Genomic DNA, 17,574 nt, shown 5'->3' with positions numbered 1-17,574 from the left:
TGTTAGAGAACTGAGTAAATTAAAGCAAATAGAATATATTGTATTTTATAACATGAATTTTGAAACTCTAGAAGATGTTGAGTACTTACTAAACAGTGATAATTTCCCATCTTTAAAAGAAATTGAACTAACAAATACTAATGTAGAGCCAGAAGGTATTAGGTATTTGAATGAAATAAGCTCTAATGTTCAGGTGGAAATGGGGTATTAAGTAAAGTAACCCAGTTATATAATTTTTTTATTCTAATTTTGAGAATAGTATACATTAATTTCTGTTAGTTTGAGTAAACACCGAATGTTTTAAGTCTTGATTTAGAATTAAGTGTGTTGCACTTTTCGCACAGTAGATAATTCTGCGTTTCAGTATCATCATTCTATCAAAACAAATATGGTACGCGTGAACATAGTTCTGAAAGAGGTATTGTAATGAATGAGAAGGTTGAAAAAGCTAAATCACATGCAATAAATATTTCTATTTTAATTAGTGCTGGAATGTTTTTGGTTTATGACTTTACTTTTATAGCTTTTATACCTGTTCTTATTTTAGGAATAATCTTTGAAACAAATATGTACTTTAATGGGATGAATAAACTACGCTTGTAATTTAAAAGAACTACTGCCCACATTTTAAGTGATTAATAGAAACATCAAAAATAACACATAGTTTCTTTAACAAACGGGGTGCATTTTCTTTGTCACCATCACTTCAACATTAAACAGCTCAATAATCACAGACTGTAAGGCTCATGCTTCACCAACACTCTGTAGGGCTTCCGTTCTGTATACGGTAAGATGCCATCTTAGTTATCCTGTAGAAAGTAATTAAAAATCGTACTAATGACTTGGCAGTTATCTGCCGATGATAGTGAGGGGTATTAAATAATAAGGCAGTTGGGGATCGTCTTAAAAAAGGGAGAAATTATAATTGTTAATACTATTTGGACTAGGGTTGTTTGCAGTTCTATTTATCATCACCGCACTTTTAGTAATTCCAACTTCATTATTCTTTTTGAAAAAAGAAGAGGGTGGCTTTGATGGATTCTTGAAGAAGAATAAAATTATTGATTATACACATCATAGATTTTGGGATGGAACTTACTTAGTACAAGATCATGGAGACGGGATTATTTGGTTCTATAATAATAATACGGGTTACATTGGTTATTACTACAGTCAAATCACTGGCGTGAAATTACAGATCGACGATAGTACGGAATATAAAAGCTCAGTAACTAGCGCAGTAAGTAGGGCTGTTGTAGGTGGAGCATTAGCAGGTGGGATTGGCGCAATCATTGGTGGTGTAACAGGGCAAAAAAATGCTCGTAAGGTAGTCCACAAAGTTGAGTTAGTTGTATCAACGAATGACTGGAATAATCCCTTTTATACTGTAACACTTTTAAATGATCGAAACGGAAAAGATATTAATGGATATGAGTTTAGAGATGCACATAATATTGGAATGGCATGGAGTAAGCGCATGGATATCATTATCAGTAATAACGAGGGGAAAGAAAGTAGTTAAAACAAGTCTTTTAAAAGTTGTACATAGTATATAACTCGGTAACACTGTAACTTTTCGTAAGGGAAAATAAAATGCAGGTAACTTTAAGGAGTCGAAGGTCAAAACAATAAAGACCAAAGGATAGTAGTTGGCTTCTCTTTTAACTGGAAATTTCCCCTTTTGCGCTTCGAGTCGTAAAATCAACCAATCCAACTAAGGCTTCAAAATCGGGTGAGACTCTGCTTCGCATCTCTTTCCCATTGGAAAACGAGTTAGATCGTCGGTATTTAACCAATTATTTTTCAATTTCGGTCATGATATCAAAGTTTAATTATAAAATTGCTAATGGTAATTTTTTCAAAAGACCATTGTTTTCTTAAAATTTAAATAGTACATTTAAATCAGCCGGTGGGACATCCATCCGGCTATTTTGGGGAAATTGAGACTCTAACCACCTGCTTTGGAAAACAATAATTACTAGAATTGAAAATTGTAATTAATGTTTTTGTTTGAATGACAATCTATAGCTTCCTTTCTAACCCAATAACGAGGGTGAGAGTAATATCAGACATTCTATCGGCACTAGCAGGAAATGAAAGAGAAGTGTTAGCAGAGAAACGGTAAGCAGGTTGGAAGTTAGCAAAGGAAGGGCAAGTTGAACAAGCAGTGGAACTTTGGTTGTCGAATAATTACACTATTAATGAAATTGAAACTAGAACAGGTGTAGGTAAATCTATCCTGGATAGAGAATTTCAGAAGCGAGACTTAAAGAGTGGTAATAACTAGACTTATATAAATGATAATAAAATCTATAAATTAAGATAGCTAATAAGAGTCTTTTTAATATGAATTAATATAAATTTTGGAGTTAGAAATTAATCCTAAGGTTATATAGTTGTGCTATTTTAAAATAATATAGTTTTCTATTTATCAGATAAGCAAAGGATAATAATGAAATCAATTAAATATATTATTCTGAAGTATTTTAAAAAAAGATAATTTCAATATACCGAATTTGTCTTACAGGTTGAAGGTGAAAAGATGAAAAATAACTTTAAAAAATTTATAGTTATTACACAAATGTTCCTACCATTAGCAGTACTAATGACAGTTATAATACTACTAGGTATAAGTTTTTTTGGTTCTAAAAGTGCATTTATTGTGTATAACGGTGATGTAAATGTATCTAAGTTTGAGAGTTTATCTGAAAAAAATAGAATTAAATTATCTTTTAAGACAGACAGTTTAAGCTTTCAAAATACGGATTGGATTGAACTTACAAATATGGAACCAATTGTAAGAATGAGAAATGGCGATTTTACCTCAATTAGCAAAGGGGATTTAAGACTATTATTAAAAGGAGATTCCACTATTAAATTCAAAGATAGTGTTGTGATAACAATTGAACAAAATTTGAAATACATTAATGTGATTGAAAGTTCAGAGAGTGGTTATCAAATTCAATTTAACAATGAATTGGCTGATATTGAATTTGAAATTTCTGGGTATAATCCTGAAGAGTTCTTGCTAATTTTTTATCAAAATGATATTGAGGAGTTATGGGAGTACGATTCTGAAGTAATTGTCAACAATGCAATTTCTCTTTTACCTAGAGACACATATACGGCGTTTAAAACGCCATCAGAAACTATGAAATTTAAGGTTTTAACCCAAGGGAACAATCATTTTATTGAAAGCTTATCAAGTAGTGTAATATTTAATACAGAAGTTGAGACCGGTAATTCTATATATGAGTCTAAATTTAGTTTTTTTAATATACCAAAAGAAAAATCCAATTTGAACTTTATTGAATCTGCTGAACCTAGAACTTTAGAATTGTTGCAAGCTAGTCTTAATGGAAAAGGGAATGTTTCAGTTGCAATGGAGATTAATAACCAGAAGTCGGAAGTGAAGGTTTCAGGTACTGTTGATGAAATAGAGGCTGCTAACACTTCTCTGTTTCTAACATTACCAAATTGGATAAAAGATAATACGAACACTTTGATTACGACCTTACTATCAGCGTTTATTGCTGCTTATATTCCTCTTCTTTTAAAACAGAGGGACTAAACTAAAGTACGTTTCCGTTGAATCAGGTGGGATTATATTTACTACCATGCAAAAGTTTGCTCCAGAGGAAGTTATGGACCAAACGGGTGCATTAACAGAGCGTCGCAACGTGGTCGTTATGGCAGATGAAGCTCCTCGTTCGCAGTATGGTTTTCAGGCGCAGATGCAGCGGTCCGCTATAGACTGGAACCTAAGAGATTCAGCGCGAGCAAAGATGAGGGTTATTGTGCGACGCCTGTTAAAAAATACGGTTATCCACCTGATCTTCAAAAAATGGCTGTAGAGACAGTAGTGCAAGCTGAATTGATGGCCGGGAACATGGAGGTTTAAAAGAGCTGTAGTATTGTCTTTTCCGATTACCATAGAAGTGGTATTGAGTATACTAAGCAAGTAACTTGCGGGTACTTGCTTAGCACTTTAAACTTCTATGGAAATAGATATAAGATAGCTGTGTTTGTTTTCTACATGAAGTAGATCATCTGATTTTCTGGGGGAGGCGTGTTATGCAGGACGCGATTATTAACTATATACCTGAATTAATTGGTGGGACTTTTATTGCTATTCTTACTTTTGTATTCACTCGTATTAACGAGAAATCAAAAGCTAAAACACAATTGGAAAATCAAAAACATGTACACGAGAATGAGAAGGACAAGATCAAAATTGAATATGACGCAAAACTTAGAGAACAAGAGTTAAAATTAAATCATGAGAGAGAGCTATTAGAAAAACTACATCAACAAGAAATAGAGAAATATAAGATGCAAAACCAGGACAAGGATTTGAGAAGTTTATTTACTGGTGAATATGATGTTAGTAAGATCGGTGAACAAATGGAAGGGTTAGAAGTGTTAATGGAACAAGTCGATAAGTGGGACAAAAAGATGAAAAGTGGAAATGTTAAAAAAGCTAATCATCCGATCTTGAGAAAGAAAAAGAACTGAAAAAGTACCTAGATGGGGCTTTTTCACGTTTTTAAATTCAAAATTCCAATTGATGCTTTAACCATAAATTTTTCTACTTCTAAAAAATTCAATAAAGCCTTTACCGAACTTTGTTAATGAAGTATTTTCTTGAGAATCTAAATCATCTGACCATGAGCCACCATCTATTATGAATGTGCGCCTTAATCCCAATTGCTCGAGCTTATTATCAATATATTCTTGGCTTGTTCCGTCAAATTGCAAGTTGTTGATTTTATAAGAATTTTTCTCATTAAATTCTTGGTTATATATCTGTGTTAATGAGATGCAAATAAAGCCAAATTCTTCTACAGAACAATTTGTCAAAGAAAAAGCCATTCCGATTATTTTTAAAAAAATTATTGAAGAAGAGCAAGAAGAAAAAAAATAGGTACTGAGATAGAATAATTCCCCAGTTTCATAAGGGATTAGAGTTTGAAGGTGAACAAAGCTACATCTTTTTATTTGAATTTATTATCTACAATCAGCACTCAACACATTTAGACTACAGCTACCTTAAAGCTAAATATGTCAGCAGTAATTTAGCGTGTATAGAGTTCGTTAAAATCCTTATGATTTAAGGATTTTAGCTGCTGGCAGATTGGCGGCAAACATAATCATACTGCCACCAATTTCATCTGAATATATCCTACATAGCCCTACATAGCAAAATCTAGAGCCTATTAAATCAATGTTTTCCTACTGAAACTGTCATATTCCCATCACCCTATCCACCTACAGGGTGGAGGTCAGCGTCTATGAATTAAAGTTCGTGTACGAATAATAACCTTTACTTCTTATTTATGCCGTAAAGCAAAATGACCACAAATTGACCAAACATTATAATCAACTAAAATTAAAATAAAAAAGAATGCTTTAAAATTAAAAGCATCCTTTTAATAAATCTTAAACATAGTGTTGTATCACCTAAAAAACCCCTCAAGTTTAGTAGAGTGAGTTCAGCCCCTATATGGGCGGCATGATGTAAGGAGTAAAAAAGACAATCTTCACTGAAGTTATCGGAGAACACTGTATATCTCATTTTAAATTGAAATTGTCAATATTACTTATTCCGGTCATGTGGAGTGTTGGAACAAAATAAGTTGGCAAACATTCTACCTTAATTGAACTCTGAATAAATTTACACAAATTTTACACATCATCTTCATAAAATCTTACAATAACAACACTTTATGACCTTTATCGACCCCCGACCACCCGTTATCATAAAACTGTTCGTAATATCAGGTCAACCAGAATATTTGGCTAACTTAATATTACGAACTGATAACTTTTTTCTTAAACGACCACACACTTACTCTTTGTGCACAAATCTGTGCACAGAATTATTTTTTTAGGTATAACTTATTTACAGTAATTTAATTTGAACTTCTTAAATCCTTTGATATTAAAGGCCTCATTAAACCATATTAACTTAATTAATCACCGTTGTTCATTAATCTTTATTTTGACAGGGTGGAGGTCACAGGTTCGAACCCAGTACGGGTCATTCATAAGAAAGTTAATAAAGACGCGCCTTCTCAGGTTTTGAGAGGCGTGTTTTTTGTGTACCTTGAACCTGCCAGTTCCTTTTATTTCAATGAACCAAGTTAAAAGATTCGCATATCACGATTGCTTGATTGTTTTGGAAAACGACGACCAAGAGAGATGAGTGGTTGAAGTGTTCTCGTACCTTCCATTTTAAAGAGGGACTGAATGAGTCAGTCAAAAATGGTTGGATAATTAAATTAAAAATTCAACCTATTAAATACTAAATACTTAATGCTTTTGAGCGAGAGGGCTTTTCTTTTTAAAATGAACACGGGCTCTAAATTACTAATTAATAACCTCCTGCTAGCGGCGATTACTTTAAATTTTCAAGTGGTAAAAGTGTGGGCGATATGCTAATGTTCTATACAAAGAATAGGTAGGAAGACTTAATTTACTGATTGAACATTTAACAGCGAATGAACTAGATTTATAGTGACGTATAAAATCTTAGGATAAAATGTAAGGGGTTTCTTTTTTTATCTTATTGGGAAAGAAGGCTGAGATGTTTTTTACATTGCGCAATCGTTTATTTCTTATTTTTACATGTTTGCTAACGATTCCATTTATTTTATTATCAATTATTATTCCAAGTTGGTTTGCAACTATAATTAGAGACCAGGCACAAGACTTAACAATTGAAATGATGGATCAGTATTTGTTGTATGTTGACTCGATTACGACACAGGCCGAGGATTTAGGCAAGCAGGTGCTCATTAACGAAACGACCCAAGAGTGGTTAAGGCTGGAAAAAGAGAATGTTGCGGATGATGAGACTTTGCTGATGAAGAATGAACTAAGAAGTTTGTTATCTTCCATGATGGTGAACAATTCAAATTTTATGTCCATTTCGATACTTCTTTATGATGGTACTGGGATTTGGGGGAATAATCCAGACCTCGATGAGGAAGAGTGGTTCCAAGATTTTATTGAACATGAACAACAGTTTGCAAAGTCACATATCGACCAATTGCAGCCATACCCAGGTGAAATAAACAGTTATATATTGCCTCTCTTTGATACAAATACGTTAGTTCCAAGCGGGATCATAAAAGTTAATTTTCCATCTGACTTGCTAGAGAAGGCTTTAAATAAAATTAAAATTGGACAAGAAGGTCGAGCCTATTTGATCGACCAAAAAGGGTCAAATGTTTTTCAAGCACAAGTCGATCTCCCTCATAATATTTTAAAACAAGGTTTGGCTGAAATAGCGAATGGTTATCAACAAAAAGGGTTAATCGAAGCGGACCATAATAGCGAAACTTACTTAATGTTTTTTCAAAAATTACCGATAGGAGATTGGATTTTAATTAGTGAAGTGACTGAGTCTGACTTGTTTTCAAAAGTGAACAATTTACAGCGCAACTTACTACTGACGAGTGGTGTTGTATTTATGCTAACAATAGTCGCTTCTTTCATGCTTTCTTCAACGATTACAAGACCACTTGGAAATTTGGCGAAAGCGATGGGATATATTGAACGTGGGGATTTTACTGGGGCCAAACGCTTTATGCCGACAATAAAATCGCATAACGATGAAGTCGGTTATCTTATTAATGTGTTCGATCGCACTATTGAACAATTAAAAAAGTTAATCGAAACAGAATACGAGGCTAACCTGCGTCGGAAAGATGCTGAGTACAAAGCGTTATTATTGCAGATTAATCCACATTTTTTAAACAATACTCTAGAAATCATTGGGGGATTAGCCGTTCAAGGAAAAAATAGAGAAGTTATGAATGTCAGTGTTTATTTAGGCAGAATGATGAGGTATTCATTGAATACAAAAAGCAACGTGGTGAAGTTAGGCGAAGAAGTAAGTTATATTAAAAGTTACACAGACATTTTAAAGCTAAGATATGAGGATGCTATAAAAGTGGAAATTGACGAGGAGCTGCAAACAAAACGATTTCCGATTATAAAATTTATTTTACAACCGCTCGTAGAAAATGCAGTGAAATATAGTTTTATTGAAAAATCGTCTGCACAAATCTACATAAAAACGGAAAAAGTTCAAAATAACGTATACATTGTTGTTGAAGATAAAGGGATAGGAATGTCTGAGGAGGTTATTGCTAATTTAGCTAAAGAAGAAATGGATGATGAAACGATTACTGTATTAGAGAGTAAAGGCAACAGTATTGGACTTGAAAATGTAATTGGACGATTAAAGCTTTACTATGGACAAGATTTTTCCTATCAAATAAAGTCCGAAAAGAATGTAGGGACACGGATTACATTGTGTATTAACTTTAGGGGGGATATTTGTGATGAAGGTCATAATCACGGACGATGAGATTCAAGTTCGTAAAGGCTTACGGTTTAAAGTAGACTGGGAAGTAGAAGGCTTTGAAATTGTTGCCGAAGCATCCAACGGTCAAGAAGCACTTGAATTACTGAAAAATATTGATGTCGATTTAATCATTACTGATATGAGAATGCCTATTATGGACGGAGTCGAATTAGCTAAACGGTGTTACGAAAAATATCCACATGTAAAGTTGATTGTTTTATCGGGATATTCTGATTTTGACTATGTGCGCGACTCAATGAAGGAAGGAGTTAGAGACTATTTATTAAAACCCGTTGCCCCTGATGAGTTAGAAGAAGCATTAAGAAGAATACGGAAAGAAATTGAGGAAGAGAAGAAAAGTCAAATTGAATCAGAACGGATGCGTCAACTTGTCCATTCTCACCTTCAGCAAGTACAAGAACAATATTTCCTTCAATTAGTAAAAGGAGAATGGTTGCAACTTAGGATGGTGAAAGAGAGGCTTCTGCAGCTGCAGTTAGAGGAACTGGCAGATGAAAATGTAATAGTGCAGTTTGCAACGGTAGAAATTAGAGAATCAGAGGATAATCCGAATCGATTAAAGGAATTATGGCTTCCTTTTCAAATGTTATGTAAGGAAATATCGAAAGAGCATGAAGGAACGTACTCGTTTTACGATCCAAGTTATACGAATATGGTTCAATTCTTGCAGCTGCTCGATTCAAAAACTCCAGAGCAGACACCAAACTTAGTTAAATCCATTCAAGAAAAGGTCAAGAATTACTTAAACTTAGAAACGGTCATAGGAATTGGAAATGTTGTAAAAGGTCTTGAAGAATTTAGAAATGGGTATATCACTAGTTTGCTTTCTTGGAGTCAAAGTCAACTTGGCGGTCATTCACAAGTAATCGATGAGACGGTAGCGAGAGAGGCAGTTTTTGATTTTTCTCCTGATTTTGAACGAAAGTTAACAAATGCTATTGAAAATGTTGATATCGAGATGTTTAAAGAGAATCTTAACAATATCCTTGGGGGAGCAAAGGCTCAGTCTGTTTTATCTTTTACCTTTGTAGCCAACCGAGTACTCTTTCTATTAGGTTCATTGGTGAAGAAATACGATACTGAGACGAAAGATATCCAAAACACGATTTGGAATTGCCAACAAAGTATTTGGGAGCTAAATTCTCAACATAGAGTAATTGAGTTTCTCATTCAATTAGCACAGGTAATTGTTGAAAAAGTACGATTAGCTCGTTTTTCAAACAGCAAATTAATTGAAAGTATACGACACTATTTGGACGAGCATTATGCAAATGAGATTTCGCTTACTTCATTATCTAAATTATTTCATATAAATAGTGCTTATTTATCAGAGACGTTTAAACTTCAAGTTGGACAAAACTTTAGTGATTATCTCGTTCATTTACGAATGGAAAAAGCTAAGCACTTTCTTAAAGATAAACAGCTTAAAATCATTGATGTGGCTAATTTAGTTGGTTTTTCGAATTCAGGCTACTTTAGTACTGTCTTTAAAAAACAATTTGGGCTAACACCTTTAGCATTCCGTAAATCAGAAGTGTCATAAATTGAAGGCTTAAGGAAAGAAAATGAAAGGGGAAACCAGGTGAGCAAAAGAGCTGTAATCGTCATTATTCTATGTTTTCTTGTAGGGGTGTCGTTAATTTATGTTGGCCCGTATTCTAATGAGCGTGATGAAAAAAATGATAAAGAACTAGTTGAGCTTACCTTTTTACGTAATTTAGCGAACCACGCGTCTAATCAGGCATATGAAGAATTGGTTTCTGAGTTTGAAGAAGCTCATCCTCATATAAAGATCAATATGCTTTCCATGCACTGGGCAAATGAATATGAACTTAGACTCCGAACGGAGTTAGTTGCTGGAAACCACCCCGACATTATGTCCATTGATAGTCCTAACTTAGCTTTATATGCCAATGCTGGTACGCTATTATCGTTAGATCGATACATGAAAGAAGAAGGAAATATTGAAGACATCTTTGAGCACACATTGAAAGGGTTAACCTATCAGGATGAAATTTATGTTGCCCCTATCGCAGAATCTAGTATTGCCTTATTTTATAATAAGCATCTATTTAACGAGGCTGGGATCCCTTTTCCGTCAAGAGAACAAGCGATGACATGGGACGAGGTGCTCGATATTTCCAAAAAAATCCATAATCCAGAACAGGGTATTTATGGGATCGACCCGGCTCAAGGCTTTAGTGAAGGAGAAGGCCCTGCTTATTTTAAATTGCCATTCCTGTGGCAGTTCGGAGCAGATGTATTAAGTCCAGATGGGACAACTGCTGAGGGATATTTAAATTCTGAAGAAGCATTGGAAGCCCTTAAATTTTATCAAGATTTATATTTGAAGCATCGTGTAGCAACGGTCGAGTTGCCTCCTGTTCCTTTTGAATCGAATCAGCTTGCTATGACGGTCATGGGTTCTTGGCACTTGGTAGATCTTGAAAGTTATGGTTTGGTGTTAGGAGAAGACTTTGGGATCGCACCATTGCCAAAAGCTGATTACCAAGTTACACCAAATGGAGGTTGGACTCTAGGGATTTCAGCAAAGTCTGAACATCCAGATGAAGCGTGGGAATTTATTAAATTTGCTACAAGCTATAATGCTGTTAAAAAGCATTCGGAGATCACAGGAGATATCCCGGCAAGGCACTCCGTAGTCGAGGACTTGCCTGAGCTTAAAGAGTATCCAAAAAACATTTTTATTGAACAAGGACAAAGCTATTCAAAGAATCGCCCAGTCACCCCAGCTTATCCAGTTATTAGTAAGGCTATTAAGGATTTATTTGAAGACATCGTTCTCAACGAAAAAGATGTAAAAGAAGCCGCAGACGAAGCCGTAGAAAAAATTAATAACGCCCTTAACTCGACTCAATGAGCAAAGCTACTACATGGTTTTTAGCCTCTCTAAAGCGGTTACTCATAAATGAGAGCAGCGAGCTTAGCCATTATCAAGCTACGTTGCACTAGAAAAACCCCCTAGAATGACTAGGGGGTTTTTATGGAGTCTTGCTAAGTTTGCTTAGTGTGTCAGGGACACCTGAATATCTTAAACATCCTTAACCAAAAATATTAAACTATTATTTTCGGTGCTTCTGGTAAAGTAAAGAAGAGGTGGAAAAACGAAAATTATCACAATGGAGGTGAACAAACATGTTTGAAAGGTCACCATGGTACATGCGAATAGGTACTTTGGCATTTAATTTAGTTCTACTAAATCTTTTATGGTTATTGTTTTCTTTCTTAGGTCTGTTTATAGTAGGTTTATTTCCAGCTACTGCAGCAATGTTTGCTGTTTTAAGACAATTGATAATGGAGGATGAAGATGTCTCTGTCATTAAACTATTTTGGAGCAAATTTAAATCTGAATTCATCATGTCAAACATTATTGGTTATCTTTTCTTACTTGTTGGCCTGATTTTATACGTTGATTTAAGAGTATTACAATTATTAGATACCGGCCTTTTACAATTAGCTTTAGCGAGCATCACAGTTGTTGTTGGTTTTGTCTATTTACTAACGTTACTTTTTATGTTTCCGCTATTCGTTCATTTCGATTTAAAGATTTGGCAATACCCAAAACATGCTTTAATTCTGGCTGTGGCCAAACCGTTCCAAACAATTATGATGGTTGGTGGATTAGCGATCGTATTATATATATATATAAATTTCCCAGTTTTAATCTTTATTTTTGGTATGAGCTTAATCAATTTTGTGATGATGAAAGTAGCATCGTACTCGTTACCGAGAAAAGAGTTTACCTTGAATGAAGCAGTTGAATAAAGTGAAGTCCTCTAGTTAGCAACTAGGGGATTTTTTATGTCTAATCTCTGCAAACGTTTTCAGATGCCGAAAATATTAAACAAGTTAAACCGAAAATATTGAAATATATTGTTAAAACATTTTGCTATATTAAAGACAAGAAAGCGGTTCCTTACTTTAAACACAAGGATTACAGCTTTTTTGAAACATTGATGCAAATCGAAAAGGTAGGAGGAATAAAAGTTTTCAAGATTCAAGAGTTAGTAAAAGATAAATCTATTACTTAAGGAGGGGTTTTCATGGATAAAGAGTTAGGCTCACCGGTAAAGGTTACTGGTGTTACTTCTAATAAAGTTCCTAATGTCAACAAAAAGAAACAAAGCCTTCTAAACTATATTAAAAAAAATTACATGCTTTATATATTTTTAGCACCTGCTGTCATCTTAGTTTTTTTATTTAATTATATACCCATGTATGGAGTGACAATTGCATTTAAGGATTTTAGTCCAACAAGAGGAATCATGGCAAGTGAATGGGTTGGTTTGGCACATTTTACTAATTTCTTACAATCGCCAAACTTTCATCAAATTTTTGCAAATACGATAAAACTAAGTGCTTTTGAACTTCTCATCGGATTTCCTGTTCCCATTGTATTAGCCCTTATGTTAAATCAAGTGAGAAGAGCAAATATTAAAAAGAATATTCAATTAATGATTTATGCACCACACTTTATATCAGCAGTTGTCATCGGCGGGATGATTTTTATCTTTCTATCACCAGCAGGACCTATTAATGCTATGTTATCGGCTTTCTTAGATCGCCCTATTTCGTTTATGTCTGATCCGGATTATTTTAGAACTATTTTCATTGCTTCTGGAATATGGCAAGGCGCTGGTTTTGCCTCTATTATATATGTTGCTGCACTTTCCAATACGGACCCACAGCTACATGATGCAGCAACGATTGACGGGGCGTCACTATTACAAAGAATTTGGCATATTGATATTCAAGTATTAAAACCAACGATGGCTGTCCTCTTTATTTTGGCAGTTGGAGGAATCATGGGAGTGGGATTTGAAAAAGCATACCTTCTTCAAACGGACATGAATTTACCTGCTTCAGAAATCATTGATACTTATGTATATAAACGTGGGTTACAAGCAGGGGACTGGTCATTTGGTGCAGCAGTTGGATTATTTAACTCAGTTGTGAGCTTGATTTTGCTTGTGTCGGTAAACTATATTGTCAAAAGACTTAATGGTGAATCACTTTACTAGAAAGGAGTTAATAGCATGAGTGACTTGAAAAAAGAAGAAAAAAGCATATGGAAGAAGAAACGACTACAGATCCAAAGTAAATCGATCCATAATAGATTAATTAATAACTCTAAAATGGATCGGTTTATACTTCTTTTAAATAGAGTTGTATTAGGTTTAATCGTATTAATTGTTACGATTCCTCTTTTATATGTGCTATTGGGTTCGTTTTTACAGCCTCAGATTCTAGTAACTAGGGGAATCTCGTTTAATCCTGAACATTGGACAATAGACGGTTATGTTCGTATATTTACAGATGGTTCCATTATGAGAGGCTTCCTAAATTCTGTTTTATATGCCGGTGGATTTACTCTAATTTCAGTAGGTTTTTCGATCCTCGCAGGATATTCTTTATCTATTGATAATCTAGCTGGGAAAAAAGCTTTAATGATTTTCTTCCTTTTTACAATGTTCTTTAATGGGGGAATGATCCCAACATATTTACTTGTAAGAGAGCTTGGGATGATTAATACACCTTGGGCGGTTATATTGCCCGGAGCTGTTACCGTTTGGAACATTATTTTAGCAAGAACTTATTTTAAAGCGTTACCAAATGAGTTGAAAGAAGCGGCAAGAATTGATGGTGCTTCTGACTTTAAAATATTCTTAAACATTATATTACCATTGGCTAAGCCAATTATTTTTGTACTCGCTCTATATGCTTTCATTGGGCAATGGAATTCATATTTTAACGCAATGATTTATTTGGAAGACAGGTCATTATATCCACTGCAGTTAATTATGCGTGACATTTTAATTCAAAATGAAGTACAGCCGGGAATGATTGCAGATCAACTTGCAAGGGCGGAGATGCAAAGGATAGCCGAGATGATCAAGTATTCATCGATTGTTGTGGCAAGTTTACCGTTATTAATTATGTACCCATTCTTCCAAAAATACTTTGAAAAAGGTGTTATGGTCGGGTCATTAAAATAAAAAAAGAAAAGTGGGGTATTGATATGAAAAAAATTGTTAAAACAATGTCAGCAATGTTAATTGGAACGTCACTGCTCGTTGCATGTAGCGGCAATTCCGAAAGAACATGGTCTGAGGATTATGAGCTATCAGATATCTCATTTCCATTAGAAGAAGAAGTATCATTAAAATTTTTAACAGAAAGCTCACCGTTAGCACCTGATGATCCAAATGATAAATTAATTTTTCAGCGCCTTGAAGAAGAAACAGGGGTTCATATTGAGTGGAGAAACTTTACAGGAGCACAATTTGGTGAAAGAAGAAATTTAGCGATGTCTAGTGGTGAAATGCCGGATGCAATACTTAATGCAGGCTATAGTGATTATGAATTATTAAATTTAGCAAAAGACGAAGCCATTATTCCTCTTAACGATTTAATTGATAATTATATGCCTAATTTACAAGCGGTGTTAGAGGAAGCACCACAGTATCGAGCAATGATGACGGCTCCAGACGGAAACATTTATGCTTTCCCTTGGATTGAAGAACTTGGAGAAGGAAAGGGAAGTATTCACTCCGTTGATAATTTTCCTTGGATTAATGTGAAATGGTTAAATGAATTAGGATTAGATATGCCAACAACAACTGATGAATTAAAAAATGTATTAATTGCTTTTAGAGATCATGATCCAGCTGGCGACGGACAAACGATTCCAATGTCCTTTATCATTAATGATGGTGGACAAGATCCAGGATTCTTATTCGGTTCCTTTGGCCTAGGTGATAACTGGGATCGTACTGTTGTAACAAATGATAGTGAAGTGAAACTAACAGCAGCAGATGAAGGATATAAAGATGCAATTAAATTCATGAATGAACTATATGAAGAAGATTTATTGGATATTGAAGGTTTCGAACAAGATTGGCCGAGATATGTTGCTAAAGGACAAGAGGGACGTTATGGGTTGTACTTTACGTGGGATAAAGGAAATATCTCAGGTATGAACGATGATTATGATTTAATGGCTCCACTAGCAGGTCCTGATGGTCACATTAATGTAACAAGAACAAATGGAATGGGCTTTGACCGTTCAAGAATGGTTATTACAAGTGCAAACCAAAATCTTGAGTTAACAGCAAAATGGATTGATCAACTATATGATCCGATTCAATCGGTACAAAACAACTGGGGTACGTATGGGGATGACTCGCAGCAAAACATTTTTGAATTCGATGAAAGCGCTCAAATGTTAGAGCACTTACCGTTAGACGGTACCGCACCTGTTGAATTGAGAGAGAGAACTTCTATTGGCGGCCCTTTAGCAATACTAGATAGCTATTATGGAACGGTTACAACGAAACCAGACGATGCTGCATGGAGACTAGGTTTAATGGAAGAAGTGATGGTTCCACATATGCAAGCAGAAAATATTTATCCTAGAGTCTTTCATAGCAGAGAGGAACTAGATCGACTTTCAACAATTGAAGCAGATTTAATGCCTTTCGTTAATAGAAAACGAGCAGAATGGATAACAAATGGAAAAGTAGAAGAAGAGTGGGAAGGTTATTTAGTAGAATTAGACCGACTTAATTTCCAAGAATGGTTAGAAATTAAACAAGCGGGTTATGACCGCTCAACAGAAGAATAATAATGGAGGTTATGAAAATGACAATTAATTCCCTAGCAACATACAGACCTAAATTACACTTTGCTCCTAAAAAGAATTGGATGAATGATCCTAATGGTTTGGTGTATTTCCAAGGAGAGTACCACCTATTCTTTCAACATCATCCGGAGGGAACAACTTGGGGGCCTATGCATTGGGGTCACGCGGTTAGTAAGGACATGATTACTTGGGAGGAGCTCGATATTGCATTATATCCGGATGAACATGGAACGATTTTCTCTGGTAGTGCTGTAGTAGATTGGAATAATACTTCTGGTTTTTTTCCAGAAGAGCCAGGGTTAGTCGCAATTTTCACGCATCATTTAGATGGCATAGAAGAAAAGCCGCAAGTACAAACACAAAGTTTAGCTTTCAGTCACGACAAAGGAAGAACTTGGACAAAGTACGAAGGGAATCCAGTTCTTGGTCATGACACGAAAGTAGACTTCAGAGATCCGAAAGTGTTCTGGCATAAGGAAACAGAAAAATGGATTATGTCATTAGCAACAGGTCATACGATCACATTTTATTCGTCACCAAACTTAATAGATTGGAAATTTGAAAGTGAATTTGGAGAGGGGATTGGTTCTCATGATGGCGTGTGGGAATGCCCGGATCTATTTACATTAAAGATTGAAGACAGTGAGGAAGAGAAATGGGTATTGATTGTGAGTATTGGAGACAATCCTGAATTTGACAGGGGGTCCTTTACACAATATTTCACTGGCTCCTTTAATGGTTCCACCTTTACAGCAGACCATGAATCGATCAAATTACTCGACTTTGGAAAAGACAATTATGCAGGAGTTAGCTTCTCTGATATTCCAGATGAGGATGGAAGACGCATTTATCTTGGCTGGATGAGTAATTGGAGATATGCCAACCAAGTTCCAACAGAGGGATGGCGCAGTCAGATGACGTTACCAAGGGAGCTTGCCGTTCGTAAAGTTGGAGAAGACTATAAAGTTATTCAAAGATTGGTAGGAGAACTCAATTCTTATTTCTCTGAAAAGGTTGACATTGACGAGTGCATCGTAGAAGGAACAAAAACACTAAAAGTTGAAGAATCGTATGTTGATTTGACTTTAAATCTTGAGAGAGTGGATGCAGAACAATTTGGCATCACTGTGCATCATACAAAAGAGCAACATACTACGATTACGTTTGATTCAGTAAAGAACGTATTGGTGCTAGACCGTAAAAAGTCTGGACAAATTGACTTTTCGGATATGTTCTTACTCGATCAAGAGGTGAAGCTTGAGAATACAGACAATGTTCAACTGCGTTTAGTTGTTGACTCTTCATCTTTAGAATTACTAGTTAATGATGGGGAGTATTCTCTAACAAGTTTAGTGTATCCGGATAAAGCTTGCGAAGCGATCTCGATTCATACGTTTAATGGAACGATCAAAGCTGCTGGTTACGTCTCAATCCCTTGTAAATAAGTAGAGAAAAAATGTAAGACATCAGGGAGGAAACGGTTATAGGAGGGTGAGTTATCCTCTCTATGTTTCCT

Annotated in this window: 13 protein-coding genes and 2 pseudogenes; 14 read left to right on the top strand and 1 reads right to left on the bottom strand. The window is 35.1% G+C overall.

The features are described from left to right. Positions 1-426: 426 nt before the first annotated feature. The 6 genes and pseudogenes from RYX56_RS06285 to RYX56_RS06260 all read left to right on the top strand — a co-directional run bounded on the left by RYX56_RS06285 (position 427) and on the right by RYX56_RS06260 (position 4,515). The gene (locus tag RYX56_RS06285; protein ID WP_317121200.1) at positions 427-603 is read left to right on the top strand and encodes a hypothetical protein; all 177 of its coding nucleotides are present in this window, start codon (positions 427-429) and stop codon (positions 601-603) included. 322 nt (positions 604-925) lie between these two features. Further along, positions 926-1,522 (top strand): hypothetical protein, encoded by a 597-nt coding sequence (locus RYX56_RS06280; protein ID WP_317121199.1) that lies wholly within the window; start codon positions 926-928, stop codon positions 1,520-1,522. A gap of 1,020 nt (positions 1,523-2,542) precedes the next feature. Then, complete coding sequence (locus RYX56_RS06275) at positions 2,543-3,571, top strand: hypothetical protein (protein WP_317121198.1); 1,029 nt, start codon at positions 2,543-2,545, stop codon at positions 3,569-3,571. A gap of 10 nt (positions 3,572-3,581) precedes the next feature. Next, positions 3,582-3,734 (top strand): annotated as a pseudogene (locus tag RYX56_RS25755) (hypothetical protein); the annotation flags it as partial. A gap of 12 nt (positions 3,735-3,746) precedes the next feature. Beyond that, positions 3,747-3,901: pseudogene (locus RYX56_RS06265) on the top strand (type I restriction enzyme endonuclease domain-containing protein); the annotation flags it as partial. A 173-nt stretch (positions 3,902-4,074) separates the two neighbouring features. Further along, the gene (locus RYX56_RS06260) at positions 4,075-4,515 is read left to right on the top strand and encodes a hypothetical protein (RefSeq protein WP_317121197.1); all 441 of its coding nucleotides are present in this window, start codon (positions 4,075-4,077) and stop codon (positions 4,513-4,515) included. 57 nt (positions 4,516-4,572) lie between these two features. Here RYX56_RS06260 and RYX56_RS06255 read toward each other — a convergent pair whose 3' ends face one another. Beyond that, a complete protein-coding gene (locus RYX56_RS06255; protein ID WP_317121196.1) occupies positions 4,573-4,872 on the bottom strand; it encodes a hypothetical protein in 300 nt (99 codons plus the stop codon). Positions 4,873-6,586: 1,714 nt separating this feature from the next. On the opposite strand from RYX56_RS06255, the gene RYX56_RS06250 reads away from it, so the two are divergent. The 8 genes from RYX56_RS06250 (at position 6,587) to RYX56_RS06215 (ending at position 17,503) form a co-directional block, all read left to right on the top strand. Then, entirely contained in the window at positions 6,587-8,377 is a 1,791-nt protein-coding gene (locus RYX56_RS06250) for a cache domain-containing sensor histidine kinase (protein WP_317121195.1), read from the top strand. Beyond that, on the top strand, positions 8,352-9,938 hold the full coding sequence (locus tag RYX56_RS06245; RefSeq protein WP_317121319.1) for a response regulator transcription factor: 1,587 nt from the start codon (positions 8,352-8,354) through the stop codon (positions 9,936-9,938). The genes RYX56_RS06250 and RYX56_RS06245 overlap by 26 nt, the downstream gene beginning before the upstream one ends. 39 nt (positions 9,939-9,977) lie before the next feature. Beyond that, complete coding sequence (locus tag RYX56_RS06240; RefSeq protein WP_317121194.1) at positions 9,978-11,276, top strand: ABC transporter substrate-binding protein; 1,299 nt, start codon at positions 9,978-9,980, stop codon at positions 11,274-11,276. A gap of 275 nt (positions 11,277-11,551) precedes the next feature. Next, positions 11,552-12,181, top strand: coding sequence for a YesL family protein (locus tag RYX56_RS06235; RefSeq protein WP_317121193.1), 630 nt, complete (start codon positions 11,552-11,554; stop codon positions 12,179-12,181). 389 nt (positions 12,182-12,570) lie between these two features. Next, a complete protein-coding gene (locus RYX56_RS06230; RefSeq protein ID WP_317121318.1) occupies positions 12,571-13,437 on the top strand; it encodes an ABC transporter permease in 867 nt (288 codons plus the stop codon). A gap of 114 nt (positions 13,438-13,551) precedes the next feature. Beyond that, positions 13,552-14,412: a carbohydrate ABC transporter permease gene (locus tag RYX56_RS06225; RefSeq protein WP_317121317.1), complete on the top strand. Its 861-nt coding sequence runs from the start codon at positions 13,552-13,554 to the stop codon at positions 14,410-14,412. A gap of 23 nt (positions 14,413-14,435) precedes the next feature. Further along, positions 14,436-16,040 carry an extracellular solute-binding protein gene (locus RYX56_RS06220; protein ID WP_317121192.1) on the top strand — a complete coding sequence of 535 codons (1,605 nt, stop codon included), beginning with the start codon at positions 14,436-14,438 and terminating at the stop codon, positions 16,038-16,040. A 17-nt stretch (positions 16,041-16,057) separates the two neighbouring features. After that, positions 16,058-17,503 carry a glycoside hydrolase family 32 protein gene (locus RYX56_RS06215; protein ID WP_317121191.1) on the top strand — a complete coding sequence of 482 codons (1,446 nt, stop codon included), beginning with the start codon at positions 16,058-16,060 and terminating at the stop codon, positions 17,501-17,503. Positions 17,504-17,574 lie beyond the last annotated feature (71 nt).

Source organism: Alkalihalophilus lindianensis (assembly GCF_032843265.1).
GTDB lineage: Bacteria > Bacillota > Bacilli > Bacillales > Bacillaceae_D > Alkalihalophilus > Alkalihalophilus lindianensis.
This window is presented reverse-complemented; position numbering and strand designations above follow the sequence as displayed.